We start from the raw sequence: 24,359 nt of genomic DNA, 5'->3' as shown, positions 1-24,359 counted from the left end.
CCTCCTGTCACTGTCACTGTTACTGGTGGTAAACGGCTTGCCAGACGCGGTTGCGAATGCTCATGAATGCCGCCGAAAGCCGGATTTCCTCGGTCCTTGGGTAAGGCAGGCCGACGTCGATGATCTCCTTCAGCCGGCCGGGCCGCGCCGCCATGACGATGACGCGGTTGGCGAGGTAGACCGCCTCGTCGACATCGTGGGTGATGAACATCACGGTGCGCCGCTCCCGGCTCCAGGTGTCGAGCAACTGGTCCTGGAGCTGCACGCGGGTCAGCGCGTCGAGCGCCCCGAAGGGTTCGTCCATCAAAAGGATGGAGGGGTCCACCGCATAGGCCCGGGCAATCGCGCAGCGCTGCTTCATGCCGCCAGACAGCGTCTTCGGCAGCGCATCGGCGAAATCGCCGAGGCCGACAAGGTCGATGAAGCGCTCGGCGATCTGCCTGCGGCGCGAAGCCCCCTCGCCCTTGATGCGCAGCCCGAACTCGACGTTCTGCCGCACGGTGAGCCAGGGAAACAGCGCATATTGCTGAAAGATCATGCCGCGCTCCGGGCCCGGCCCTTCGACCGCCTTGCCGTCGACCAGCACCGTGCCCTCGCTCGGCTTCAACAGGCCGGCCGCGATGTTGAGCGCCGTCGACTTGCCGCAGCCGGACGGACCGACGACGGTGACGAACTCGCCGTCGGCAATGTCGAGCGACAGCCGGTCGAGCGCGATGAAGGCATTGTCCTTGAGGTCGAACCGGCGCGTGACATTGTCGAAGACGATCTTTGGGACGATCTTGGGCGGCATCACACGCGCTCCTGCCAGATGGTCAGCCGGCGCTCGATCACCAAAAGGATGCGATCCATGGCGAGGCCGAGAAGGCCGATGGTGATCAGGCTGACGAAGATGGTCGGCAGGTCGTAGTAGAGCTGCGCCTGCTGCATGCGAAAACCGAGGCCGGTCTGCGCGGCGATCAGTTCGGCGGCCACCAGCGTCGCCCAGGCTGAGCCGAGGCCGATGCGCACGCCGACCAGGATGAACGGCGTCGATGCGGGAATGATGACGCGCAGGAAGATCGTCATGTCCCTGGCGCCGAGCACGCGTGCGGCGTTGATCATCGTCTTGTCGACGCTGATGACGCCCTGATAGGTGGCGACGACACTGGCCAGGAAGGACGCCAGGAAGATGACGAAGACCTTCGGCGTCTCGTCGATGCCCATCGTCACGATCGCCAGCGGAATGATGGCAAGCGGCGGGATCATGCGGAAGAACTGCAGATACGGCTCGATGAGCGAACGCGCGACCTTGTACCAGCCCATGACGAAGCCCACCGGGATCGCCAGGATGACGCCGAGGAGAAAGCCGGTCAGCACCCGCGCCAGGCTGGACATGATGTCGGTGGCGAGCTGCCCGTTGGCGATGAGATCGGCAAACCTCGAGGCGACCTCGGGTGGCGGCGGCAGGCCAACCGCACCGCCCGCCGTCAGCACCCACCAGATGGCAATGCCGGCGACGAGCCCGCAAAGATTGAGCGCAAGGCCGGCGTAATCGACGCCCGAACCTTCCGGCGGCCCGCCGCTGGAGCGTGCCGTCTTCGGCGCCTCGCTCATCGCGACACCCCCGAGTAGAAAAAATGGTCGAGCGCCGCCGCAGCAGCGCCGATGGCGCCGGCGCCGGGACCAAGGCTCGACCGCTCGATCCGCAGAACGTCGCGCATCGGCGGTAGCACGCGTGGCGGCACGCCCCGCCTTATATGATCGATGAAGCTTTCCGGCGCTTCGGCCAGATGACCGCCAAAGACGATCAGGTCGGGGTTGAGCAGGTTGGTCGCGGTGGCGATCGCCGTCGTCAGATGCCGGAGTGCGGCGTCCCACGCCTCGGGGTATTTTTCCACCGCGGCCAGCAGGTGCCTGGGATGAGGCGTGTCGACATGGGCCGCGCGGGCCAGCGCGCGTTCGGACAGAAACGTCTCCAGACAGCCCACATTGCCGCAGGCGCAGCGCTCGCCATCCTCGACCACCTGGACATGGCCGAGCTCGACGGCCCCGTAGCCGCCGGGGCGGAACGGCATGCCGTTGATCACCAGGCCGGCGCCGAGGCCGGTGCGCAGGTAGATGTAGAGCAGCGCGGTCGTGTCGCGCCCGATGCCGTAGCGCGATTCCGCCAGCGCCATCGCGCTGACATTGTGCTCGACCACCACCGGCATGCGGAGCGCCGTTTCGAGCTCGTCGGCGAACGGCACATCCTTCCAGTCATAGTTGACCGACTGCAGGTTGCGGCGCCGCTTGGTGTCCACCGGTCCCGGCACGCCGAGCCCCAGGCCGATGAGACGCGAACGATCGACGCCGGTTTTCTTGATCAATTGCTCGACGATCCGTACGACCATGCCGATCACCGCGGCGGGTTCGCTGGTGGCGGTGTCGAAATGCTGCGAAGCCATGGCTTTCGAGGCGGCCCTGAGGTCGGTGATCGTGGCATGGATGGTTCCGGCGCCGATGTGCACGCCAACCACGGACAGGGCGTCGGGCACCAGCGCGACGCCGATCGCCGGCCGGCCGACGGGCGCATCGCCGGCAGTGGCCTGGTTGAGCTCGACCACGGTGCCCTCCCTCAGGAGATGGGCCGTCAGATGGGTAAGCGCGGTGGGCGACAGCGAGGTGCGCCGCGCCAGTTTGGCGCGCGACTGCGGACCGTCGTCGCGCAGGATTCGCAGGATCGCTCCGTGATGCGCGCCCATTCCTTCCTCCCTATTATTTTCTAATGTTAATAAATTAATTATGCCTGTCAAGCACGGGAAAGCACGGCTTCGCGACTGGCGTGGATGCAATTGGGTTCCGCCCTTCCCTGCCGCTGGAATTAGGCGGCATGGATGCGGAGGGGAGCTGCAGGCTGGGGCAAGGGCCGGTATGAGGTCGAAAATCAACCAAGCGGTTACGGCCATCCGTTCCGCTTGGTTTCCCGGACTAGCCGGCGGCGGCAGCCGAGCGCTTGAAGACGATGGTGACCCTCGTGCCCTCGCCGGCGCTCGAATTGACGTCGAATTCCGCCTTGGCATTCTCGGTCAGCGAACGGGCGATCAGCGCGCCGAGCTTGCCGCTCTTGGGCCAGGTCTCGCCCTCCGGCAGACCGATGCCGTCATCGGCGATCACGATGCGGCAGCCATCGCCGTCAACGATGCTATGCAGCGTGATCGTGCCGCCGTCGCGCCCCTGGAAGGCATGTTTGAGCGCATTGGTCAAAAGTTCATTCACCACCAGCCCGGTCGGCATGGCGACATTGATCGACACCGGATAGGTATCGACCCTCATATCGAGGCGGATGCCCTCGACGGCGTGCGAGTTCATCACCGCCGACGCGATCTGGCTGAGATAGACGCCAAGATCGACCTCATCCTTGTCATCGTCCCCCGACAGCGTCTGGTAGAGGATCGCCAGCGCGTCGACGCGCCCCGCCAGCCTCTCGAAACGCTTCTGGTCCGGCTCGGCCGCGTTGCGCGTCTCCATCCGGATCAGCGCGGTGATCATCTGCAGATTGTTCTTCACCCGGTGCTGCAGTTCGCGCAACAGCGTGTCTTTCTCGCGGATGCGCTCCTCGATCGATCGCGCATCCTCCGTTTCGCCGTGGGCCGAGACGTCGACCAGCGCCACCAGCCGGAAGCAGACCTTGCCATTGTCGTCCTCGATGACATTGGAATAGACGTCAACGATCGCCGGTTGGTCTTCCGTCCGCTCCAGCCGGAACGTGCCGACGAAATCGGTCTCCTCGACCACGGCCTCGAACAGCGCCCGGTCCTTTTGCCGGTGCAGACCGGTGCCGGAAAGAGCCGCCCAGTGCTTCTGGGCGAGCGTCGCCGCCTTGAGGCCGGACAGTCTCTCGAATTCCGGGTTGGCATAGACGACACGCTCCTTCGAACCCAGGTCCGAGACCGCAATGGCGATCGGCACCTGATCGAGGAACTTCTTGAACTGCTCGCTCTCCAGCGCGCTGGCAAGGTCCGGCGTTTCGAGCAACTGCCCGACCGCTTCGGCCTTCTGTGTATCGGATGTCATCTGTGGCGCCTGTACTATGCGTGGACGTCATCAATATCAGCCAAGCGACGCGCCCGCCATCACCAAAGCTGGAGGCGGCATTTTCACGCGCCGCATCGGCGATGAGCGACGTGTGGCGCAGCCGCCTCGAAGCAAGCAACCGAGGCCTTGGGAGCGCCTCACGAGGCCGGCTTCGACGCCAGCCGAGGCCCCGTCTTGACGTCGACGATCTCCGGCTTGGCGCTGTCGACCGTGCCATCCCAGCCGCCGCCGAGCGCCTTGTTGAGGGCGATGTAGTTGGTCGCCAGCAAGACGCGGCTTTGCAGCAGCGTGTCCTCGGCCGAATAGAGCGAGCGCTGGGCGTCGAGCACATCGAGGAGGCTTGTCTCACCGGCCTTGTAGAGCGTGCCTTCAAGGCGCGCGGCATCGCCATAGGATTTCGCCGAAGAGGCGAGCTTGCCGATCCTGATACGCTCCTGCGACAACAGCACGAGCGCGTTCTCCACATCCTCGAGCGCCGTCAGCACCGAAGAACGGTAGGCGATGAAATATTGATCGCGCTGCGCCTTGGCGACCTCGACGGCCGCCTGCAACTGGCCGGCATTGAACACCGGCACGCTGAGCGTCGGCCCGAACGACCAGCCGATCGACGAATTCTTGCCGAGGTCGCCGAGCTTCAGCGCCGCCGTGCTGATGTCTCCGGTCAGGCTGACCGAGGGATAGCGGGCCGCCTCGGCCTGGCCGATCTTGGCGGTGTATTGCGCGTATTGCCGTTCCGCCATGCGCACATCGGGCCGCGACAAAAGGATGTCGGCGGGAATGCCGGTCGGGATCGGCAGGCGCGGCGTCGGGATCGGCGCGCTGCGCTTCAGCCGATCACTGAGTGCGGCCGGCGGGCGGCCGGTCAGCACCGAGAGACGATGCACGGCCTCGGCATAGCTTGCTTCCAGTGTCGGCACGGCGGCTTCGGTGCTCGCCGCCTGCCCCATCGCCTTGGCGACGTCGGCGGCGGTTGCCGTGCCCGCCACTGCCATCGTGCGGGTGAGTTCGGCGGTCTGCCTTTGCGACGCGGCAGAGCGCCGGGCGAGCGCGATGCGGGCCTGATAGCCGCGCGCCTGCGCATAATAGGATGCCACATCGCCAACCAGCGTCAGAAGCGTCGAGCGCAGCTCCTCCTGCGAGGCGTCCAGCCCATAACGTGCGGCCTCGACACCCCTGCGGTTGGCGCCGAACAGGTCGAGTTCCCAACTGGCGTCGAAGCCGGCCTGGTACTCGCTGTAGGTGGTGCTTGAGCCGGACGTGGTTGCGGACGATTTGTTGCGGGTAGCCGAGCCGGAGCCGTCCACCGAGGGCAGCAAGGTGCCGGCGCTCTGGCGATAGCTGGCACGCGCCTCGCGGATCTTGGCCTTGGCGGTGGCGACATCGAGATTGCCGACCACCGCTTCATCGATCAGTGTGTTCAATTGCGGATCGCGCAGCCTCTGCCACCATTTCGACAGTTGCGCGGGCTGGGCCGGCTTTGTCGGCTTCTGGCCGCTCCAGCTCGCCGGCATCGCCAGCATGGGTGCCTGATAATCCGGACCGACGACGCATCCTGCCAGCAGGATAGCGGTAAGCATAGGCACAATGAGCCGCCTCGCGGCCACCGAGCCACGTTGAAAACCTGTCATGGAAAGAACCCTTATTGCTGGTTGGCCGTCACCGGCGTCTCGCCCGTATCTTGTTTTGCCACCTTGCCCTTGAAGATGCGCCGCACCGTGACGAACAGCAGCGGCACCAGGAACACGCCGATCACGGTCGCCGCGATCATGCCGCCCATGACGCCGATGCCGACGGAGTTCTGCGCGCCGGAGCCCGCACCGCTGGCAATCGCCAGCGGCAACACGCCGAGGATAAAGGCCAGCGACGTCATCAGGATGGGTCGCAGTCGTTGTCGCGCCGCCTCCAGTGTCGCCTCGACGAGCCCCATTCCGGCGGTCTGCCGCTCGATGGCGAACTCGACGATGAGGATGGCGTTCTTGGCGGCGAGACCGATCGTGGTCAAAAGGCCGACCTTGAAATAGACGTCGTTGGACTGGCCGAACAGGCTCGCCGCCAGCAGCGCGCCGAAGATGCCGATCGGCACCGAGAGCATGACCGCGAACGGGATCGACCAGCTCTCATAAAGTGCTGCCAGGCACAGGAACACGACCAGCGCCGAGATCGCATAGAGCGACAGCGCCTGATTGCCGGAAAGCCGCTCCTGGTGCGACAGGCCGGTCCATTCGTGCGAATATCCGGCTGGCAGCTGCGCGACGAGCTTGTCGATCTCGTCCATGGCGGCACCCGAACTGACGCCCGTGGCCGCCGCGCCCTGGATTTCGACCGCCGCCGAACCATTGTAGCGCTCCAGCCTGGGCGAGCCGAATGTCCAGTGGCTGGAGGCGAAGGCCGAGAACGGCACCATGGCGCCGCTGGCATTGCGGACCTGCCATTTCTCCAGGTCTTCCGGCTGCATACGGAAGTTCGGGTCCGACTGCAGATAGACCGGCTTCACCCGCCCACGGTCGATGAAATCGTTGACGTAGTCGCTGCCCCAGGCGGTCGACAGCGTGTTGTTGATGTCGGCCAGGCTGACGCCCAGCGCGCTGGCCTTTTCCTGGTCGATATCGACCGAGAATTGCGGCTGGTCCTCCTGGCCATTGGGGCGGGTGTTGGCGAGCACCTTGCTCTGCCCGGCAAGGGCCAGAAGCTGGTTGCGCGTCTGGATCAGGGCGTCATGGCCGGCGCCGTTGACGTCCTGCAGGTAGAAGTCGAAGCCATTGGTGTTTCCGAAGCCCTGGATGGCGGGAGGCGCAAGCGCGAAGACCTGCGCATCCCTGATCTTCGAAAACGCTCCCATGGCGCGGCCGGCGATCGCCTGTGCGGCGGAAGCCGGTGATTTCCGCAGGTCGAAATCCTTCAGCCGCACGAAAGCGATGCCGACATTCTGTCCGGCACCGCCGAAACCGAAGCCGGAAGCGGTGAACACCCCGTCTACGACATCCTTCTCGTCCTTCAGATAGTGGTCGGTCACTTCTGCCAGCACGCGCTCGGTGCGGTCCTGCGTCGCGCCGACCGGCAGCTGCACGCTGGTGATAAGGATGCCCTGGTCCTCTTCCGGCAGAAACGAACTCGGCAGCCGGGCAAACATCCAGCCCACGGCAACGACGATGGCGAGGAACACGACAAGGAAGCGCCAGGACCGGTTGATGATGCCCTGCGAGCCATCGCGATAGGCAAGCGTGCCACGATCGAAGACCCGGTTGAACCAGCCGAACGGACCGGTCTGCGTCGCATGGTCCTTGGGCGGCCGCAGGATGGTCGCGCACAGTGCCGGCGTCAGCACGAGTGCTACCAGCACCGACAGCACCATCGCCGACACGATGGTCACCGAGAATTGCCGGTAGATGATGCCGGTCGAGCCGCCGAAGAAAGCCATCGGCACGAACACGGCCGAAAGCACGGTGGCGATGCCGATCAGCGCGCCGGTGATCTCGTGCATCGACTTGCGCGTCGCCTCCTTCGGCGACAGGCCCTCCTCCTGCATCACGCGTTCGACATTCTCGACGACGACGATGGCGTCGTCGACCAACAGGCCGATGGCGAGCACCATGGCGAACATGGTCAGCGTGTTGACCGAATAGCCGAACAAAGACAGCACGCCGAACGTGCCGAGCAGCACCACCGGCACGGCGATTGTCGGGATGATGGTGGCCCGCAAATTCTGCAGGAAGATGAACATCACCAGGAACACCAGCACGATCGCCTCGGCCAGCGTCTTGACCACCTCCTCGATCGACAGCCGCACGAAGGGCGAAGTGTCGTAGGGATAGACGACCTCGACGCCTTGCGGAAAGGTCGAGCTCAGCCGGGCGATCGTCGAGCGCACCGCCTCGGCGGTGTTGATAGCGTTGGCGCCGGTCGCCAGGTTGACGGCCACGCCGGCCGCCGGCTTGCCATTGTAGTTGGCCTGCGTCGTATAGCTTTCGGCGCCGAGTTCGACGGTAGCAACGTCGTTGAGGCGAACCAGCGACCCGTCCGTCTGGCTCTTCAGGATGATGTTGCGGAACTGTTCAGCGGTCTGCAGCCGGCTCTTGGCCGTCACAGTGGCGTTGAGCTGCTGACCCTTGCGCGCCGGCAGGCCGCCGAGCTGACCGGCCGAAACCTGCGTGTTCTGCGCCTCGATCGCCGAGGCAACGTCACTCGGCATCAGGGCATATTTGGCGAGCTTGTCGGGGTCGAGCCAGATGCGCATGGCATAGCCGGAACCGAACAGCTGCGTCGAGCCAACGCCCTCGACGCGCTTCAGCGTGTCGTTGACGGTGGCGTCGACATAGTCGGCGAGATCGGTCGAGTTCATCTTGCCGTCGGTCGAGACGAAGCCGATGACCATCAGGAAGCCGGTCGAGGATTTGGAGACAGTGATGCCGTTGCTCTGCACCACCTGCGGCAGCTGCGACTGCACCAGCTGCAGCTTGTTTTGCGTCTGCACCTGGGCGGTGTCGGGATCGGCTGATGTGGTGAAGGTCAGCGTGATCGAGGCCGAACCGGTCGAGGTCGACGTCGCCGTCATGTAGTCGAGATTGTCGATGCCGGTCATGCCTTGCTCGATGACCTTGGTCACCGAATTCTCCACCGTCGATGCGTCGGCGCCCGGATAGGTGGCGCTGATGTTGACCGTGGTCGGCGCGATCTGCGGATATTGCGAGATCGGCAGCGAGGTGAGCGCCAAGAGGCCGCCCAGCATGATCACGATGGCGATCACCCAGGCGAAGATCGGCCGGTTGATGAAGAATACGGACATCGCTCAGTTCCCGGTCGCGGCGGCAGCCGCTGGTTTGGCGGCGTTGGACGCGGCTGGCGCGGCCGAAGCGCCCTGCCCGCGGTCCTTGACCTCGCCGGTCGTCTCGTCGATCGTCACTTCGACGCCGGTTGCGTCGCCGCCGGGGCGCACGAGCTGCATGCCCTCGACGATGACGCGGTCGCCGTCGCCGACCCCTGAATCCACCAGCCAGTTGTTGCCGACGCTGTTGCGGACAGTGAGCACCCGCGTCTCGACCTTGCCCTGCGCATTGATGACCATGGCCGTCGCCTCACCCTTGGTGTTGCGGCTGACGCCGCGCTGCGGCACCAGGAAACTGTTCTGGGCAACGCCCTCCTCGACCAGCGCCCGCACATACATGCCGGGCAAAAGCAGGCGGTCGGGATTGGGGAACTCGGCCCTGAGCGCGAAGGTGCCGGTGGTCTGGTCGACATTGGCGCCGGCGAATTCCATCTTGCCGGTCTGCGTGTAGATGGTGCCGTTCTCGAGCTTCAGCTTGACGCTGACATTGGGGCCGCTGAACTTCAGCCGCCCTTCCGAGATGGCCTGGCGCAGATTGAGCAGATTGGTGCTCGACTGCGTGACATCGACGTTGATCGGATCGAGCGCACGGATGGTGGTCAGCACCGTGTCCTGGTTGGCGGTCACCAGCGCGCCGGGCGTCAGCGTGGATTTGTCGATGCGGCCGGCGATCGGCGCCGTGATCGAGGTGCGGTCGAGGCTGATGCGCGCTGTTTCAGCGCTGGCCTTGGCCGAGGCGACATCGGCTTGCGCCTGCGCCAGCGTGGCGGCGGCATCGTCATAATCCTGTTTGGAAACAACGTTCTGCTTCAACAGGCCAGCATAACGGTCGAACTTCGCCTGCGCGGTAGGCACCGCCGCTTCGGCCTTCTGCTGTGCGGCGACCGCGCTGTCATAGGACGCCTTGTAGCTTGCCGGATCGATGAGGTAGAGCGGCTGTCCCGCCGCCACCTCGCTGCCCTCCTTGAAAAGGCGCTGCTGGATGATGCCGTTCACCTGCGGGCGCACCTCGGCAATCAGCGAGGCCGCCGTGCGCCCCGACAGTTCGGCGGTGATCGCCACCGACTGCGGATGCAAGGTGACGACGCCGACTTCCGGCTTGCCGGCCGCGCCCATGCCGGCGGGAGCGCTGCTCTCCTGCGAGCAGGCGGCCAGCAGAACGGTGGCGGCAAACAGTCCCGCCCAGGGTGCGAGACGGCGTGCCGGCAGGGAAGACGGACTAGACTGGATAGACATGGCCTGGATGATCTTTCGCTTGAGTTGCGGTCGCCGTCTGGCTGTCGGGATCGGATCGTTCGACCAGGAGCCGGCCGAGATGCCGGCCAAGGAAGCGCTGGATGTCGTCCATGAAAGTATAGATCACCGGAACATAGACGAGGCTGAGTACTGTCGAGGAAATAAGGCCGCCGATCACGGCGATCGCCATCGGCGCGCGGGTCTCGGCGTCGGCGCCGATGCCGAGCGCGATCGGCAGCATGCCCGCGCCCATGGCGATCGATGTCATGACAATCGGCCGTGCCCGCTTGCGGGCGGCATCGAGCAATGCCTCGAAGCGGCTCATGTCGCGCTCCTTCTCTGCGACCAGAGCGTACTCGACAAGCAGGATCGAGTTCTTGGCCGCGATGCCCATCAGCATCAATATCCCGATCAACGGCGATATGCCAAGCGCCTTGCCGGTGACCAGCATGAAGCCGAGCGCACCGCCGACCGAAAGCGGCAGCGCGACGAGGATGGTGACCGGCTGCACGAAGCTGCGGAAAAGCAGAACCAGCGTCAGGTACATCAAGAGGATGCCGGCCGCGATCGCGGTGGCGAAGCCCGAGAACAGTTCCTGCATGCGCGCGGCGTCGCCGCGCGCCAGTTCGCGGACGCCCGCCGGCAGGTTTCGCATCGCCGGCAAGGCGCGTATGGCAGTCGTCGCCTCGCCGAGCGTCAGGCCGGAAAGGTCCGCCTCGACGGTGGCGCTGCGGCTGCGCTCCACCCGTGTGATGCTGTTCGGCCCGGCATTGAAGCCGATATCGGCGACGGCGCCGAGCGGCACGGTGCCCTTGCTGCCTCTCAGCGGCAGCAGCGCCAGTCTCGACGGATCGGCGATGGCGCCGTCGGGCAAGGTCACGACGATGGCCACCTGGCGGTCGCCGAGATTGAACTTGGCCAGGCTGGTGTCGGTATCGCCGATGGTGGCGATCTTCACCGTCGCCGCGATCTCGGTCGGCGTGACACCGAGTTCGGCCGCCCTGGCGCTGTCGGGGCGCACGATCAGTTCCGGCTTGGTCGTCGCCGCCGTCGAGGTCGGGTTGATGAGGCCGGGCACCGACTTCATCCCGTCGATCAGCGCATCGCTCGCCTTCCGCAACGCCTCGCCATCGTCGCCGACCAGCGTGATCGCCACCTTGGCGCCGGCAAAGCCGTCGGCGCCGAACTGGATGCGCGCGCCGGGAATGTCGTTGAGTTTTGGCGATGCCTCGGCCTCGAACTGCTGCTGGCTCACGGCGCGCTCGCCGCGCGGCTTCAGATTGACGGTGACGTTGGCGGTGCGCACCTCGGCTGATGTCGAACCCCGGTTCGGCCCGCCGCCCGAGGCCGCGGCGGTGCCGATGGTGGCGAAGATGCTGTCGACCGCCGGCTCGCCCTTCAGGCGGCTGGTGATCTGCTGCACGACTGCGGTCGTCTGCTCGATCGTCGATCCCGGCTGCAACTCGACGGAGATCATCGAGCGGCCGCGATCGGTCGCCGCCATGAATTCGGTCGGCAGTTTGGTCGCCAGCACCAGCGAGCCGGCGAAGAAGGCGATGCCGGCGAAAAGCGTGATCCAGCGGTGATGGAGCGCCTTGCGCAGCAGCCACAGATAGGTCGGCACCCAGGCCGGCATGTCGTCCTCGCTATGACCGCCGGCGCGCACCAGATAGGCGCCCATCAGCGGCGTGAGCATGCGCGCCACCAGCAGCGAGAACAGCACCGACACGCAGACCGCGACGGCGAAGGAGAAGAAGAATTTTCCCGGAATGCCGGGCATGAAGGCGACCGGCAGGAACACGGCAACGATGGTCGCCGTGGTCGCCACCACGGCAAGGCCGATCTCATCGGCTGCCTCGATCGCCGCTTGGTAGGCGCTGGCGCCGGTCTGGCGCATATGGCGCACGATGTTCTCGATCTCGACAATGGCGTCGTCGACGAGGATGCCGACCACCAGCGACAGCGCCAGCAAGGTGATGTTGTTGAGCGAGATGTCGAACGCCGCCATCACCGCGAAAGTCGGGATCAGCGACAATGGCATGGCGACTGCCGACACCAGCGTCGCCCTGATGTCGCGCAGGAACAGCCAGACGACACCGATGGCGAGCAGCGCGCCGAGCCAGAGCGCTTCGAACGCGGCATCGTAGCTTTCCTGCACGAAACCGGAGGACGAAGTGACCTCGGTGAACTTTGCCGCGTCGGTCTTCGACGCAATCCCGGCGATCGCGGCGCGCGCGGCCTTGACCACGTCGATCTCGCTCGACCCGACCGACCGGTAGACGTTGAAGGCAACGACCTGCCTGCCGTCGAGATAGGCGGCCTGACGCGGCTTTTCCCAGCTGTCGACCACCGTGCCGAGATCGGCGAGCTTGACGTCGCCGACGCCCGACAGCGCGATGCGTGTATCGGCCAGCGCCTCGACGCTTGCAGCACTTGCCAGCGTGCGCACCGATTGCTCCTGGCCGCCGACTGTCGCGCGGCCGCCCGGCTGGTTGACGTTGTTGGAGGCGAGCGTCTGGCTGACGTCGCCAGCACTGATGCCGAGCGCGGCGAGCCGGTCCGGGTCGAGCTCGACGCGGATGACCCGATCGACACCACCGGAACGGGTGATCTTGGAGACGCCATCGACGCCGAGCAGCGCCTTGGCGACGTCATTGTCGATGTACCAGCTCAGCGCGTCCGGCGACATTGCGGGGGCCTCGACGACATAGGTCAGCACCGAATTGCCTGATGCGCTGACCTTGGCCACAACAGGAGTCTGGGCTGCGGCCGGCAGGCTGGACTGCACCTCGGACACAGCGTTGCGGACGTCGTTGGTGGCCGTCTCGGGATCGGTACCCAGCGTGAACTCGACCATGGTGACGGAGGATCCCTCGCTGATCGTGGTCGAGACGTCGTCGACGCCTTCGAGCGTCGCCACCGCGTTCTCGACCACGCGGGCGACCTGCACCTCCATTTCGCTCGGTGCGGCGCCCGGCTGCGAGACCGTGACGGTGACCGTCGGCAGGTCGATGTCGGGCATGTTGTTGGTGCGCAGCTGGGTGAAGCCGTAGAGGCCGGCGATGGTCAGCGACAGGAACAGCACGATGGTCGGCACCGGGTTGCGGATCGACCAGGACGAGATGGCGTTCATCGCGCCGTCTCCGTCGCACCCGCTTCGGCCCCATTGGCCGTTTCGGCATTGGCAACCCGCACGAGATTGCCGTCGCCGAGGAAGCCGGCGCCGGCAATGACGACGCTGTCACCTTCCGACAGCCCGCTTTCGATGGCGACCCGGCCGTTCTGGCGCGCCCCGACCGTTACCTGCCGCGCCCCGGCCTTGCCGGCGTCGACCACGAAGACCATGGGCTTGCCGTCCTGCCAGACAAGAGCGGTTTCAGCGACGCTCAACCGCTGCGCGGCGGCGGACGCGATCGAGACGCGGGCGAACATGCCGGGCCGCAGCCCCGAGCCCTCGCCGAGCGCGACATAGACGGTGGCAAGCCGCGTCGTCGAACTCACCGTCTGCGCGATCGAGGACACGCTGCCGGAAAAGGTCCGGCCCGAAGCGTCGACGACGTTTGCCGCCTGCCCGACCGAAACCGCCGGAAGCTGCTTTTCGGGCACAAGGGCGCCGACTTCCAGCCTGCCGTCGCGTATGATCTTCATCAATTCGGTGCCGGCCTGGACGATCGAACCGGCCACCGCCGGCCGGCTGGAGACGATGCCGTCGAAGGGCGCACGGATGGTTGCCTGTTCGAGTTCGGCCTGCAGCCTGTCGGCGGCGGCCTTGGCCTGCTCGACCTGTGCCCGGCCGGTCTTGACGGCGGTCGCCTTTTCCTCGGCGGTCTCGGTGCTGATCGCCTTGCTTGCCAGCAGCCTGTCGGCGCGGCCGGCGGCGGAGATCGCCGTGTCCAGTGTCGCCTGGGCCTGGTCGACCGCGGCTTTCTGCTCCGCCAGTTGTGCCTTGAGCACCGAGGCGTCGAGCCGCGCGACGACGTCGCCGGCCCGCACATGGTCACCTTCGGCAACCAGCACCTCGGTCAATTTCAGGCCCGATGCCTCGGCGCCGATGGTCGCTTCCTGCCAGGCGGCAACGGTGCCGGTGGCGCTGATCGACGAGGCGATCGGCTCGGAGCGCACCTTTTCGACCGAAACCGTCAGGCTGGCCGCAGGCGACGGCGCCACGGCCTGCGCGGCGGGCTCGACTGTCGCGCGGCCATAGGCGCTCAGCGCCGCCATCGCGACCAGGACGATCAGCACGCCGGCCAGGACAAGATAGGTCTTACGCGATCTGGCGGTCATGATTTGCGTGGTTGCCATGATCTGAGTGACTGCTTGGTGGAAGCGACAGCCGCCAGGCGGCGAAGCTCAGGCGGATCGCGCCCTTCAGCGTGTCGGCCGGCAAGGACAGCGGAAGACCGCGTCCGGCATGGCCGAGCGACAATCTCGGGCTGGCGGATGCGAGGAGCCGCAGCATGATCATGGCTTCCCACATTGTCGTGCTTCCATTGTATGATTTGAACTGGGCATGATTTGAATACGAGGGATGGCGGAGATACGCCCGCCATCCCTGAAGAGACCGGCCGGCCCGAGAACGGGTTGGGTACCGGGCCGGCCGGCGCAGCCGGTCAGGGTTATCAGCCGTTCCCGGGCTGGGGCGGCCGACTGCCATCGTTGGGCAGGCCTCTGGGGCCGGCTGCATCATCCGGCGGACCGCCCCAGGGACCGGGGGGTGGTCCGTGGGGACGTTCCGCCGAAGCGAGGATTTCGAGCTGTTCGGGCGTCAGCTTGGCGCGCAGTGCCGCGATCGCGTCCTTCAGTTTGCCGGCCGAAACGGCACGGGCGGTGACGTCATCGGCCAGCTTTTCCTGGAAGGCGAAGGGATCGGGCTTGCCACCCGGGTCTGCCGCGTCAGGGCCTTTTGCTTTCGGCCCGCCGGGACCATGGTCGGGCCGTGACGGCGAAAGCACCGCCTGCAGCGCGCTGGTGTAGTCGCGCCAGGCGTCGAGCTGTTCGCTGCGGATGCCGACGCGGGTCTCGAGCGCGGCCAGCCGGGCGGCCAGCATGAACTCCGGCGGCGGACCCATGCGGCGGGGCCCAAAGCCTTCGGGTCCAGAACCTTGCGGGCCAAAACCCTGTGGGCCAAAGCTCTGCGGACCATGCCGCATCGGTCCATGCGGGCCCGGTCCAGCCATCGGGCCATGGTCTGGCCCATCCTGCATCGCCATGGCCGGTGGCGGCTCGCCGGGGGCAGCACCCGGGTCGGGCTGTGCCGCCAGCGCGGGGTGAATTGCGGCGACGGAAAACAGGCCGAGCGCAAGAAGTCTGCTACGCATGACGGTGTTCCTTTCTCTCATGCTTCGGACAAATGAGAGGATAGGAAGCGTGTTTGTCTGCTTCGCGTCGGCATGTTGCCGAAGGTTTCCGCAAAAGGGCAATTTGTTTCCGAATGTTTCCACCGACCTGCCAGAAACGTTCGGTTGCAATTTTCCATGCCGCTTGGGCGCGGCTCTCCCTATAATCGCGACCAAGGCAAGGGCACGATTGATGCAGTCACAACCCCATATCCTCGTCGTCGACGACGACCGCGAGATCAGGACGCTTCTCCAGCGCTATCTCGACAGCCAGGGCTTTCGCGTCACCGCGGCGGCGGACCGGCGCGAGTGCGAGCAGCGGCTCGGCACGGGCCAGTTCGACCTGATCGTGCTCGACGTCATGCTGCCGGACGGCTCCGGGCTCGATATCTGCCGGAGCCTGCGCGACCGCAAGCCGCACATCCCGGTCATCCTGCTGACGGCGCTGAAGGAAGACGTCGACCGCATCATCGGACTGGAGCTTGGCGCCGACGACTATCTCGGCAAACCGTTCAACCCGCGCGAACTCATCGCCCGCATCCGCGCGGTGCTCAGGCGCTCGACGCCCGAGGAGGCGCCGGCGCCGGCGCGCGCCCGCATCTACCGCTTTGCCAGCTACAGGCTGGAGCCGGACACCCGCAAGGTGACGGACGCGCAAGGCGTCGCCGTCGATCTGACCGGCGCCGAGTTCGACCTGTTGCAGGTGTTTCTCGACCGTCCCGGCCGGCTTCTGTCGCGCGACCAGCTGCTTGATCTGACGCAAGGCCGCGAACGCGATCCGCTCGAACGCTCGGTCGATGTGCTGGTGAGCCGGCTGCGCCGCAAATTCAGCGATACCGGCGACGGGCCGCTGTTCAAGACGGTGCGCAATGGCGGCTACCAGCTCACCGCGCGCGTCGACACAGTGGAGAGCCACGCGTGAACTCGCTGCGCCGCCGCCTCATCCTGCTGCTGGTCGCCTCGATCGTCGGCGTCGTCGGCCTGGCGACGGCCGCCGTCATCAGCGTGCGCGGCGGCGGGCCGCCTCCGGAACTGACCGTGCCCTGGATTGCCCAGCAGATGGAGCTGGTGATGCGGCTGCTGCCCGGCCCGATCCCGGACGTCCTGCAAGTGCAATTCGCCGACCACCCGGCGGGCGGCAAGGTGGCTCGCCCGGAAACCGCGATGCTCAACGACATATTGCGCCGCCGGGGCTTCGACGTCCTGGCCGTCGTCAGCGACAAGGCGAATGAACCCGGCCAGCTTGCATCGGTGCGCCTGCCCGACCATCGCTGGGCGATCATGGAGGTCCCCCACATCGATCCGCCAAGGCGCGAATGGCTGATTCTGGCCGGCTGGATCTCGCTGATCGTCGCCGGCGCCACGGCGGTGTCGGTCTATTTCACCTCGGTGCTGATCCGGCCGCTCGAGATGCTGGAGGCCGCCGTCTCCAAGATCGGTTCGGATGGCGTGCTGGCGGCGGTGCCGGAAGTGGGTTCGGCCGAGGTCAAGGCCACCGCGCAGGCGCTGAACCAGCTCTCGTCGCGGCTGAAGGTGGCCATGGAAAGCCGCATGCGGCTGGTCGCCGCCGCCGGCCATGATCTGCGCACGCCGATGACGCGCATGCGGCTGCGCGCCGAATTCCTCGACGACGAGCGCGACAAATGGCTTCACGACCTCGACGAGCTCGACCGCATCGCCGACAGCGCCATTCGGCTGGTCCGCGAAGAGGTGAACCAGGACGCCGTCGAACCGGTGGATCTCGAAAAGACCGTGCGCGACATCGAAGCCGAGATGGTGTCGCTCGGCCATCCCGTCTCCATCGGGCACCTGGACAAGGTTTGCGTGCGGGCCGGCGCACTCGGCCTGCGCCGGGCGCTCCGCAACCTGATCGTCAACGCTGCCACCCATGGCAAGGCGTGCAGCATCGACCTTGCCGTGGCCGACAATCGCGCCGTGCTGACCATATCAGACCATGGGCCGGGCATTCCGACGGAGCTGCTGAACAAGGCGTTCGAGCCCTTCTTCCGCGTCGACCCTGGCCGCCTGCAATCCATTCCCGGCGCTGGCCTGGGCCTCGCCATCGCCAAGGAAATCATCGAGCGCTACGGCGGGACGGTGACGCTGCAGAACCGGCGGGGCGGCGGGCTGGAGCAGACGGTGGTGTTCGAGGCGGTTGCCTGATGTCGACGCAAGGAACCAGATGACACCGGGGTCGCCGAAACGGCGTTATGGGCTTGACGAATTCATGGAAGCGGAGCGAAGCGACGTCGCGGAAACGCTGGAACGACGACGTGAGCTACGTCGCCGCGCGGAGGTTCCTGCGGATGCGCCGCCTGCCCGTTGCCCGTGCCTTCTCCGCCACCACGCCGGCAATCTCGACCACGCCGCTCTCGCGCGATCTGCCGTTGGTGGCCTTGTGCAGCCGCTCGTAGGGCAGCAATTCCTTGACCCGGGCATTGAGTGACTCGATTTCGGCCCTGAGGTCTTCGCATTCCTGCCTCTGGACATCGAGCTGTATCTGTTCCGATGCCTGTTGCAGCGTCAGCTGTGAAAGATCGGCGTTCAACCTGGAAAGGCTCATCTTGTCGTTTTCGTTCTCATGCGTGAGAGCGGACAATCTTTCGTCGGCGATTTTCTTTTCGGCCAGCGTGTCGTTCAATTCGCTCTTGAGCCTGGCGATTTCGCTGGCGGCCTCGCTGTTCTCGTTCGAGGCCTGCTCCAGTCGCGATTGCAGGTCCTCGATCTCCGAACGCAACCCGCGCATTTCCGCCTGACTGCGAGCCAGCTCGGCTTCCCTGTCGCTCTCCATCATGCGGGTCGCTTCGGTTGTTTCCGACAACTTCGCCTGCGCGGCCTCGAGCGCCTTCTGCAGTCGCATCTCCTCTTTCTCGCTCTTGCCCAGCGCGGCCAGCAGTTCCGCAAGCCGCGCTGCTTCGCTGGCATGGATCGTCGAGAGCTCGTCGAGCCTGTGGCGCGCCTGGGATTCCCGCTTCAGCGCCTTGTCGAGCTCGATCGACAGGCTGACATGCTTTTCGCGCAGCATCTTGCTCTCGCGCAAGCGCCTGTTGGCCTCGACCGTCCTGGCGGTCAGCCGCTTGGCGATGTCGCCGAACTCCGCGTCGCGTTTTGCGCTCGCATTGGCTGTCTCCACAAGCTCCAGCCTGACCGCGGCAAGCGCTGCGCGAAGCGCCTCCCTGTCCTGAACCAGGCTTGTCTCGCGCTGCTGCAGCGCTTCGAAAGCGCCCTCACGCTCGCGCAGCTTTCTCACCGCGTCGTGCAGCTTTTCCGACAGCGTTCTCTGTTCCGCGCCGAGGCCCGCATTGGCAAGCTCGAACTCGTTGGCGCGAAGAATGTCGTTGTGCAGGATGTTGAGGAATTCGCGCGTCAAATGGTGTGAGGTCGCGATCTCCGACAGCTTGCCGTTGATCTCGTCCAGATAATCCCTGGCGTCGTGGAAGAGCCCTTCGAAGGCACTCAACGCAGCCAGCCGGGTCTGGGTATGGGGGGTCAGCCGTGGCGCGTTTTCGGGACTGCCCGTATCGGCATCATCCGTATTGTCCGCGCCATCCGAATTTGCCGCATTCGCCTCGGGCGGCGCGTCGTCCGGTCCTGCCGCCTGATCCGAGGCATCCGCGACAGTGTCGCTCTCTGGCGGCGCCTGGCCCTCGGCGCCGAGATCCGAATCCAGCGCATCGGCCAGATCGATCTGCAGTTCCTGGAATGCTTTGTCTACGTCTTCAGCCCGCTTGATCAAGCCCTTGAAGTTCATGTCCGAACTCCTTTTACGCCTACCCCAACTCGGTACTTAACGAATTACTAACATGACCTTACATCCGCTGACCGCACAGGGGAAGCCCCCGTTGGCGGCAAGGTAAATTTGGGACATTTGGGGGTTGGATGCCGCGAGCGACGCGACGTGAGGGTTCGGCGCTGGCCTTGCAGAACCTGGGTTCCTCGCCCCACGGAGTGGGGGAGAGGAACCCAAATCTTGCTAGTCACCCCGCCATCGCCAGCGGCACGGCGCTCTTGTTGGGGATCTGGATGTCGATCTCCAGCGTCGACATGGTCTCGCCGCGGTCCATCGAGACCTGCAGGTAATCCTGGTCGATCTGCACATGCTTGGCGATGACGGCCATGATCTCCTCGCGCAGGATGGAGACGAGGTCGGGCTGGCTGCGGTTGCGGCGCTCATAGGCGAGCAGCACTTGCAGCCGCTCGCGCGCCACCGGCGCGCTGGAGCGCCGCTTGAAGATGTCGAGCAGGCTCATGCCGCCCTCCTTCCCAAAAGACGATCGAGGAAACCCTTGCGTTCGAACGGCACGACGACCGGCAGGTCCTCGCCCTCGAGCCGCCTGGCGGCGTCGAGATAGGCGCGGGCAGCGGCGTTGAGCGGCTCCGACAGCGTCACCGGCGAGCCGAGATTGGAGGCGCGCAGCACATCCTGGCTCTCGGGGATGATGCCGAGCAGCGGCACCGACAGGATTTCCAGCACGTCGTCGATGGACAGCATTTCGCCACGCGACGCACGGGCAGCATCGTAACGGGTGACCAGCACATGCTTGGCGATGTGCTCGCCCTGTTCGGCCTTCATGGTGCGGGCGTCGAGCAGGCCGATAATGCGATCGGAATCGCGCACGGACGACACTTCCGGATTGGTGACGATGACCGCCTCGTCGGCAAAGCGCATGGCGAGCTGCGCGCCGCGCTCGATGCCGGCCGGGCTGTCGCAGAACACGTAGTCGAACACCGAGCGCAGCTTGTCGATGACTTCGCCGACGCCCTCCTCGGTCAGCGCATCCTTGTCGCGCGTCTGCGAGGCCGGCAGCAGGAACAGCGTCTCGACCCGCTTGTCGCGGATCAGCGCCTGCGAGAGTTTCGCCGAGCCCTGGATGACGTTGACGAGGTCGAACACCACGCGGCGTTCGGCGCCCATGATCAGGTCGAGGTTGCGCAGGCCGACGTCAAAATCGACTAAGGCCACCTTCTTGCCGGTCTTGGCGACCGCGGCCCCAAGGGCCGCCGTCGAGGTCGTCTTGCCGACGCCCCCCTTGCCCGAGGTGACCACCACTACCTTGCCCATTGAAAAGCCTCCGTTGTTGTTCATTTGTTTTGTTGCCGGGCGGCCCGGCCGCCCAATATCGTGTTCTTGACGGCCCTCGGCCGCCCCAATGTCGAAATCAGCTCAGCGTCGAAACCCGCAGGCTCTCGCCGTCGAGAAACGCCTGCACCGGCTTGCCGCGCGAAACACCTTCCATCTCCTCGGCCGTCACGTACCAGCCGTCGACCGCCAGAAGCTCAGCCTCGTTCTTGCGGCAGAAGATGCGCGCGCCCTTGTTGCCCAGCGCACCCGCCGAAGCGCGCCCGCGCAGCGTGCCATAGACATGGATCGAGCCCGCCGCGATGATCTCCGAACCGGACGCGACCGAGCCCAGCACGATGACATCGCCATGCGGATGCACGATCGCCTGGCCGGAGCGGATCGGCGCCTTGATCATCAGCGTGCCGGAAGCTTCAACCTGCGGCTCGCTATCGCCCGCCTTGCTTGCGTCAGCCTTGCCGCCGCCGGCTTTATCCGCGCTGCCCGCGTCCGCGCGCGCATTCCCGCGATCTTCAAGCGCCCTGCCCTCGGCCTTGTCGAAACCCTCCGCCCGCGCCTTGCGGGGCAGCAACCCATCCGTCGTCGCCTCCTTGGCGCCGACCAGCACCGGCGGCAGGTTGGGCTCGAGTGCGGTGTGGCCGTCGAGCTCGATGGCATAGATGCGGATGCCGCGATGGCCAAGCACATCGACCAGCGATTCGATCGCGGCGACATCGGGCTTCAAGGTGTTGAGATCAAGCACCACCGGCCGGCCGGCAAAATAGCCCGGCGAGTTGCCGATCCAGTGATCCAGCCCCTCCAGCCAGGCCGCCAAGGGATCTTCCGGAGTCAATGTGAAAGCGACGAAAGAGCGGGCGCGAAAACGAATGGATTTGGCCTCGAGGGGAGCGGAAAAAGTCACGGGCTGCGAATCCTTACTGATAGGTAAACGCTAGCGAGGGAATGGTTAACGAATGGTTAACGGGGTGGGGGAGCTTGGCTACTGTGCCGAGAACTAGAAGGTCGGCCAAAAGCCAGTTGGGCCGCTACCCGGCGACGCACTGGATGTCTTATAGGGGCGAGAGCGGACTGTCCGCAATTTATGCGATCTCAGCGGATCGCTGTCGTTCTGCGGAAGACCCCATTTCGGTCGGACAACTGATTCGTTTTTTATTAAGGCGAGCATTGCATTGTCCAAGCGTTGTTGGCGCGTGCCCCTGTACGGCCAGTCGAAGGTAGTTCACCGCCCAGGTCTAATAATATGTTCCAACAGCTGCGCAGTCGAGGAGGCTTGGTTTACCGTCCTCTGATCAGTTAACAAACCCAAGTTTTTCAATCTTATTTCGGTCGCCCGCTTTGAGACCTCAAAGTATGACGATAATTCTTGAAGCAATTGACCGTAGGGAATAAAGTTGCACGCCTGGTCATCAACGAATATGTAGCCATGCCCTCGATCTCGGATGTCAAATTTTTTCCGAGCTAGACCAACCGCAGCATGGAATATTTTATTAGGCAAAATAATACTGGAAGAGAAGTAATTGGCTTGTAATTCGAGACGCTCAAAATCAAAATCTCCACCACCAGCCTCCCTACTAATAAATAAATCCCGTTCAACAATTGTCTCTGAACGTAGATACTTGTCATGCCTTAAACAAAAATGACCTATCTCATGCCCCAGCGTAAAACGTTCTCGGCCCTTGTTCGCATGAGAATTGATTTGGATCGATTTACGATCAAAATTTGCCGAACCGAGTATCGGTGTTCCGTCCTCATGCTCAACAAAATTTTCGCTGAACTGAAGGTCTAAGCATAGAACCGAGCAAACCTTCGTGAGGTCGACTGGGCCAAGCTTGTAACCCACCTTCTCCAATATCTCATCGGCCGATTTTTCTATGTGTTCAGCGGGGAGATAGGGCACAGATACTCTGGTCTTTTCATCCTCACTTTCAACATTGAAGGCTGGTCCTAATTCAAGGCCGCGAAGAAAATCATTGAGGGTGCCGAAGAACCTTCCGTCATGAAAGGCTGAGAATTTTAGAGCCTTGACAGGACGTTCGCTTTGAAAAATTTGTGATTTTACGAAGCGGTTCTCTAAGCAATAACGGACTCTGCGGTCGGCTACGACTTCGAGTCCGGCCTGGTCATATTTCACGATCCCCATGGATCTGCTGCGGGCAACGCTCTCTGCACCCGATTGCAAACGTGAAGATACGACTAACACACCTTTGGCTGCATGCCTGAATATCCGCGCCAGCTTGTCCGAAAAATCAGTTACGCACGTCTCTGGGATGGTGTTTTCATAGTTTTTGCATTCAAAAACAACATAAGAAAACGGTTTGTTCCTGCCTTTCTGATAAATCTCTATCACAATATCGAATTGAACATCAGCCATTCTTTCATTGCAATGATACCCTTTCTTATAAAATACCTTGCAACTTTCTGGTGGATAGAGTCCATATACGAGCTCGCCTTTGATTTTTTGTTCGACGAGATATTCATAAAACCTGGCCTCTAGATCATCACCTTTTTCCGCTGTATTCACGAGAGGTCCTCAAATTAGACAAGTGTTATGATCCAATTTTTCCTGCTACTTTGATACTCCTAATTTGGTGGCGCCTTGCGTGGCACGCCGCTGCGCTGGCGATTTAAAAAAGTTGAGATGCGGTGTCGGATCCGCAGGCGGTCAACCGTCTTAAAGCAGGCGCCATTCGCTGGTCTCGACAACCAAAGGAATAGTCGATGAGCAAGAAGATTTTCGTGAGCCTGCCGGTGACCGATGTGAAGGCATCCATGGCGTTCTATGAATCTCTCGGGTTCAAGAACAATCCCAGGTTTACCAGTGAGACGGCTGCGGGAATGGTGTGGAGTGAAGACATCAACTTCATGCTGCTCAGCCGTGAAAAATGGCAGACCATGACTACGCGTCCCATCCCGCCATCAACGTCCAGCGAGGTCATGCTGGCGCTGTCGCTGGACAGCCGGGAGGCGGTCGACGCGATGGCCGCCGCGGCTGCCGCAAACGGTGGCACCGCCGACATCAATCCAATCGAAGATCATGGGCTCATGTATACCCGCGACCTCGCTGATCCCGATGGCCATGCCGTGGGCGCGATGTGGATGGACATTTCCGCAATGCCTTCTGGCGACGAGGCGGACTGACATAATTACTCCATCGGAGCAGGGTTGTCGTGTTAGGATCGCCGGTCGGCATCCCTCGGCGCAACACGGCTGCAAGCGCCAGTTCGCAAGGATGCTGCCGGGCTGGCGCCGGCAAGATTTTCTTGTCGCGGATTTCGAAGGAGCAAGGGGGACGTCGATGAACGCAAGCGACCGATTTTTCCGCAGCCTTATGGCGGCTGGTCTGTTTGCCGGTGTCTTCCGGGTGGATGCCGCCCTGGCGCAGGACGCGGGGTGCAGGCTGGAGCCGGTGGCCGGTACGGCCCGGCAGATCCTGAAATGTCGCAAGGGCCTCACCATCATTGTGGAAGAGGGCGCTCGTTTTAGACTGGAGGACGGCGATCGAAACGGCAAGGCCGATGCGGTGAGGTTGCGGCGCAAGGCGCTGCTGCTCGATGCTCCGGCCGGCTCGGTCCCGGGTGGCTTCGCGGTCGTCACCCCGCAGGCGATCGCCGCGGTGCGCGGCACCAAATGGGCGGTCGACACTGGCGAGGGCAAGACGTCTGTCTTCGTCCTCAGGGGTCGCGTCGCCGTGCACAGGTCGGCGTCCGATGCCGGTGTGGTGCTGGCGCCGGGCGAAGGCGTCGACGTCGAGCCCGGAACGGCACCACTGACCGTCAAGCGCTGGCCCGCCAAGCGCGTTTCCGGGTTGCTGGCCCGTTTCGGCCTGTGAGCC

The 24,359-nt window shown here is 64.3% G+C and carries 20 protein-coding genes; 4 read left to right on the top strand and 16 right to left on the bottom strand.

Going from position 1 to position 24,359, the window contains the following annotated elements; translation table 11 throughout:
- Positions 1–19 precede the first annotated feature (19 nt).
- The 11 genes from ACZ89F_RS08560 to ACZ89F_RS08510 all read right to left on the bottom strand — a co-directional run bounded on the left by ACZ89F_RS08560 (position 20) and on the right by ACZ89F_RS08510 (position 15,429).
- Positions 20–778, bottom strand: a complete 759-nt coding sequence (locus tag ACZ89F_RS08560) for an ABC transporter ATP-binding protein (RefSeq protein WP_476097246.1) — start codon at positions 776–778, stop codon at positions 20–22.
- A gap of 11 nt (positions 779–789) precedes the next feature.
- On the bottom strand, positions 790–1,593 hold the full coding sequence (locus tag ACZ89F_RS08555) for an ABC transporter permease (RefSeq protein WP_476091289.1): 804 nt from the start codon (positions 1,591–1,593) through the stop codon (positions 790–792).
- The gene (locus tag ACZ89F_RS08550; protein ID WP_476091288.1) at positions 1,590–2,720 is read right to left on the bottom strand and encodes an ROK family transcriptional regulator; all 1,131 of its coding nucleotides are present in this window, start codon (positions 2,718–2,720) and stop codon (positions 1,590–1,592) included. Before ACZ89F_RS08550 ends, ACZ89F_RS08555 begins: the two co-directional genes overlap by 4 nt.
- A 226-nt stretch (positions 2,721–2,946) precedes the next feature.
- Positions 2,947–4,032: a sensor histidine kinase gene (locus ACZ89F_RS08545; RefSeq protein ID WP_476091287.1), complete on the bottom strand. Its 1,086-nt coding sequence runs from the start codon at positions 4,030–4,032 to the stop codon at positions 2,947–2,949.
- A 158-nt stretch (positions 4,033–4,190) separates the two neighbouring features.
- Complete coding sequence (locus tag ACZ89F_RS08540; protein WP_476091286.1) at positions 4,191–5,681, bottom strand: efflux transporter outer membrane subunit; 1,491 nt, start codon at positions 5,679–5,681, stop codon at positions 4,191–4,193.
- 11 nt (positions 5,682–5,692) lie between these two features.
- A complete protein-coding gene (locus tag ACZ89F_RS08535) occupies positions 5,693–8,836 on the bottom strand; it encodes an efflux RND transporter permease subunit (protein WP_476091285.1) in 3,144 nt (1,047 codons plus the stop codon).
- A gap of 3 nt (positions 8,837–8,839) precedes the next feature.
- Positions 8,840–10,111, bottom strand: coding sequence for an efflux RND transporter periplasmic adaptor subunit (locus ACZ89F_RS08530; RefSeq protein WP_476091284.1), 1,272 nt, complete (start codon positions 10,109–10,111; stop codon positions 8,840–8,842).
- Positions 10,095–13,244, bottom strand: coding sequence for an efflux RND transporter permease subunit (locus ACZ89F_RS08525; protein ID WP_476091283.1), 3,150 nt, complete (start codon positions 13,242–13,244; stop codon positions 10,095–10,097). Before ACZ89F_RS08525 ends, ACZ89F_RS08530 begins: the two co-directional genes overlap by 17 nt.
- Entirely contained in the window at positions 13,241–14,413 is a 1,173-nt protein-coding gene (locus ACZ89F_RS08520; RefSeq protein WP_476091282.1) for an efflux RND transporter periplasmic adaptor subunit, read from the bottom strand. Before ACZ89F_RS08520 ends, ACZ89F_RS08525 begins: the two co-directional genes overlap by 4 nt.
- Positions 14,376–14,570, bottom strand: coding sequence for a hypothetical protein (locus ACZ89F_RS08515; RefSeq protein ID WP_476091281.1), 195 nt, complete (start codon positions 14,568–14,570; stop codon positions 14,376–14,378). The genes ACZ89F_RS08520 and ACZ89F_RS08515 overlap by 38 nt, the downstream gene beginning before the upstream one ends.
- A 160-nt stretch (positions 14,571–14,730) precedes the next feature.
- On the bottom strand, positions 14,731–15,429 hold the full coding sequence (locus ACZ89F_RS08510; protein WP_476091280.1) for a hypothetical protein: 699 nt from the start codon (positions 15,427–15,429) through the stop codon (positions 14,731–14,733).
- A gap of 211 nt (positions 15,430–15,640) precedes the next feature.
- Here ACZ89F_RS08510 and ACZ89F_RS08505 point away from each other — a divergent pair, with 211 nt between their 5' ends.
- Together ACZ89F_RS08505 and ACZ89F_RS08500 are read left to right on the top strand one after the other, a co-directional pair.
- Positions 15,641–16,369, top strand: coding sequence for a response regulator (locus tag ACZ89F_RS08505; protein ID WP_476091279.1), 729 nt, complete (start codon positions 15,641–15,643; stop codon positions 16,367–16,369).
- Positions 16,366–17,610, top strand: coding sequence for an ATP-binding protein (locus tag ACZ89F_RS08500; RefSeq protein ID WP_476091278.1), 1,245 nt, complete (start codon positions 16,366–16,368; stop codon positions 17,608–17,610). Before ACZ89F_RS08505 ends, ACZ89F_RS08500 begins: the two co-directional genes overlap by 4 nt.
- Positions 17,611–17,725: 115 nt before the next feature.
- Here the strand turns inward: ACZ89F_RS08500 and ACZ89F_RS08495 are convergent, their stop codons facing one another.
- The 5 genes from ACZ89F_RS08495 to ACZ89F_RS08475 all read right to left on the bottom strand — a co-directional run bounded on the left by ACZ89F_RS08495 (position 17,726) and on the right by ACZ89F_RS08475 (position 23,048).
- The gene (locus ACZ89F_RS08495) at positions 17,726–19,198 is read right to left on the bottom strand and encodes a coiled-coil domain-containing protein (RefSeq protein WP_476091277.1); all 1,473 of its coding nucleotides are present in this window, start codon (positions 19,196–19,198) and stop codon (positions 17,726–17,728) included.
- A gap of 226 nt (positions 19,199–19,424) precedes the next feature.
- On the bottom strand, positions 19,425–19,697 hold the full coding sequence (minE, locus tag ACZ89F_RS08490) for a cell division topological specificity factor MinE (RefSeq protein WP_056591728.1): 273 nt from the start codon (positions 19,695–19,697) through the stop codon (positions 19,425–19,427).
- Positions 19,694–20,509 (bottom strand): septum site-determining protein MinD, encoded by an 816-nt coding sequence (minD, locus tag ACZ89F_RS08485; protein WP_136621761.1) that lies wholly within the window; start codon positions 20,507–20,509, stop codon positions 19,694–19,696. Before minD ends, minE begins: the two co-directional genes overlap by 4 nt.
- Before the next feature lie 97 nt (positions 20,510–20,606).
- The gene (gene minC, locus ACZ89F_RS08480; RefSeq protein ID WP_476091276.1) at positions 20,607–21,428 is read right to left on the bottom strand and encodes a septum site-determining protein MinC; all 822 of its coding nucleotides are present in this window, start codon (positions 21,426–21,428) and stop codon (positions 20,607–20,609) included.
- A 318-nt stretch (positions 21,429–21,746) separates the two neighbouring features.
- A complete protein-coding gene (locus ACZ89F_RS08475) occupies positions 21,747–23,048 on the bottom strand; it encodes an ImmA/IrrE family metallo-endopeptidase (protein WP_476091275.1) in 1,302 nt (433 codons plus the stop codon).
- A 197-nt stretch (positions 23,049–23,245) separates the two neighbouring features.
- On the opposite strand from ACZ89F_RS08475, the gene ACZ89F_RS08470 reads away from it, so the two are divergent.
- A complete protein-coding gene (locus ACZ89F_RS08470; protein ID WP_476091274.1) occupies positions 23,246–23,665 on the top strand; it encodes a VOC family protein in 420 nt (139 codons plus the stop codon).
- Between the two features lie 157 nt (positions 23,666–23,822).
- A complete protein-coding gene (locus ACZ89F_RS08465) occupies positions 23,823–24,356 on the top strand; it encodes a FecR domain-containing protein (protein WP_476091273.1) in 534 nt (177 codons plus the stop codon).
- The last annotated feature ends 3 nt before the right edge of the window (positions 24,357–24,359 follow it).

It is taken from the genome of Mesorhizobium sp. USDA 3734, from assembly GCF_056279665.1.
This window is presented reverse-complemented; position numbering and strand designations above follow the sequence as displayed.

Excerpts from the sequence above, each read along its gene's own strand:
- ACZ89F_RS08555 (WP_476091289.1), bottom strand. The coding sequence starts at position 1,593 with ATGAGCGAGGCGCCGAAGACGGCACGCTCCAGCGGCGGGCCGCCGGAA.
- ACZ89F_RS08550 (WP_476091288.1), bottom strand. The coding sequence starts at position 2,720 with ATGGGCGCGCATCACGGAGCGATCCTGCGAATCCTGCGCGACGACGGT.
- ACZ89F_RS08545 (WP_476091287.1), bottom strand. The coding sequence starts at position 4,032 with ATGACATCCGATACACAGAAGGCCGAAGCGGTCGGGCAGTTGCTCGAA.
- ACZ89F_RS08540 (WP_476091286.1), bottom strand. The coding sequence starts at position 5,681 with ATGACAGGTTTTCAACGTGGCTCGGTGGCCGCGAGGCGGCTCATTGTG.
- ACZ89F_RS08535 (WP_476091285.1), bottom strand. The coding sequence starts at position 8,836 with ATGTCCGTATTCTTCATCAACCGGCCGATCTTCGCCTGGGTGATCGCC.
- ACZ89F_RS08530 (WP_476091284.1), bottom strand. The coding sequence starts at position 10,111 with ATGTCTATCCAGTCTAGTCCGTCTTCCCTGCCGGCACGCCGTCTCGCA.
- ACZ89F_RS08525 (WP_476091283.1), bottom strand. The coding sequence starts at position 13,244 with ATGAACGCCATCTCGTCCTGGTCGATCCGCAACCCGGTGCCGACCATC.
- ACZ89F_RS08520 (WP_476091282.1), bottom strand. The coding sequence starts at position 14,413 with ATGGCAACCACGCAAATCATGACCGCCAGATCGCGTAAGACCTATCTT.
- ACZ89F_RS08515 (WP_476091281.1), bottom strand. The coding sequence starts at position 14,570 with ATGCTGCGGCTCCTCGCATCCGCCAGCCCGAGATTGTCGCTCGGCCAT.
- ACZ89F_RS08510 (WP_476091280.1), bottom strand. The coding sequence starts at position 15,429 with ATGCGTAGCAGACTTCTTGCGCTCGGCCTGTTTTCCGTCGCCGCAATT.
- ACZ89F_RS08505 (WP_476091279.1), top strand. The coding sequence starts at position 15,641 with ATGCAGTCACAACCCCATATCCTCGTCGTCGACGACGACCGCGAGATC.
- ACZ89F_RS08495 (WP_476091277.1), bottom strand. The coding sequence starts at position 19,198 with ATGAACTTCAAGGGCTTGATCAAGCGGGCTGAAGACGTAGACAAAGCA.
- minE (WP_056591728.1), bottom strand. The coding sequence starts at position 19,697 with ATGAGCCTGCTCGACATCTTCAAGCGGCGCTCCAGCGCGCCGGTGGCG.
- minD (WP_136621761.1), bottom strand. The coding sequence starts at position 20,509 with ATGGGCAAGGTAGTGGTGGTCACCTCGGGCAAGGGGGGCGTCGGCAAG.
- ACZ89F_RS08470 (WP_476091274.1), top strand. The coding sequence starts at position 23,246 with ATGAGCAAGAAGATTTTCGTGAGCCTGCCGGTGACCGATGTGAAGGCA.
- ACZ89F_RS08465 (WP_476091273.1), top strand. The coding sequence starts at position 23,823 with ATGAACGCAAGCGACCGATTTTTCCGCAGCCTTATGGCGGCTGGTCTG.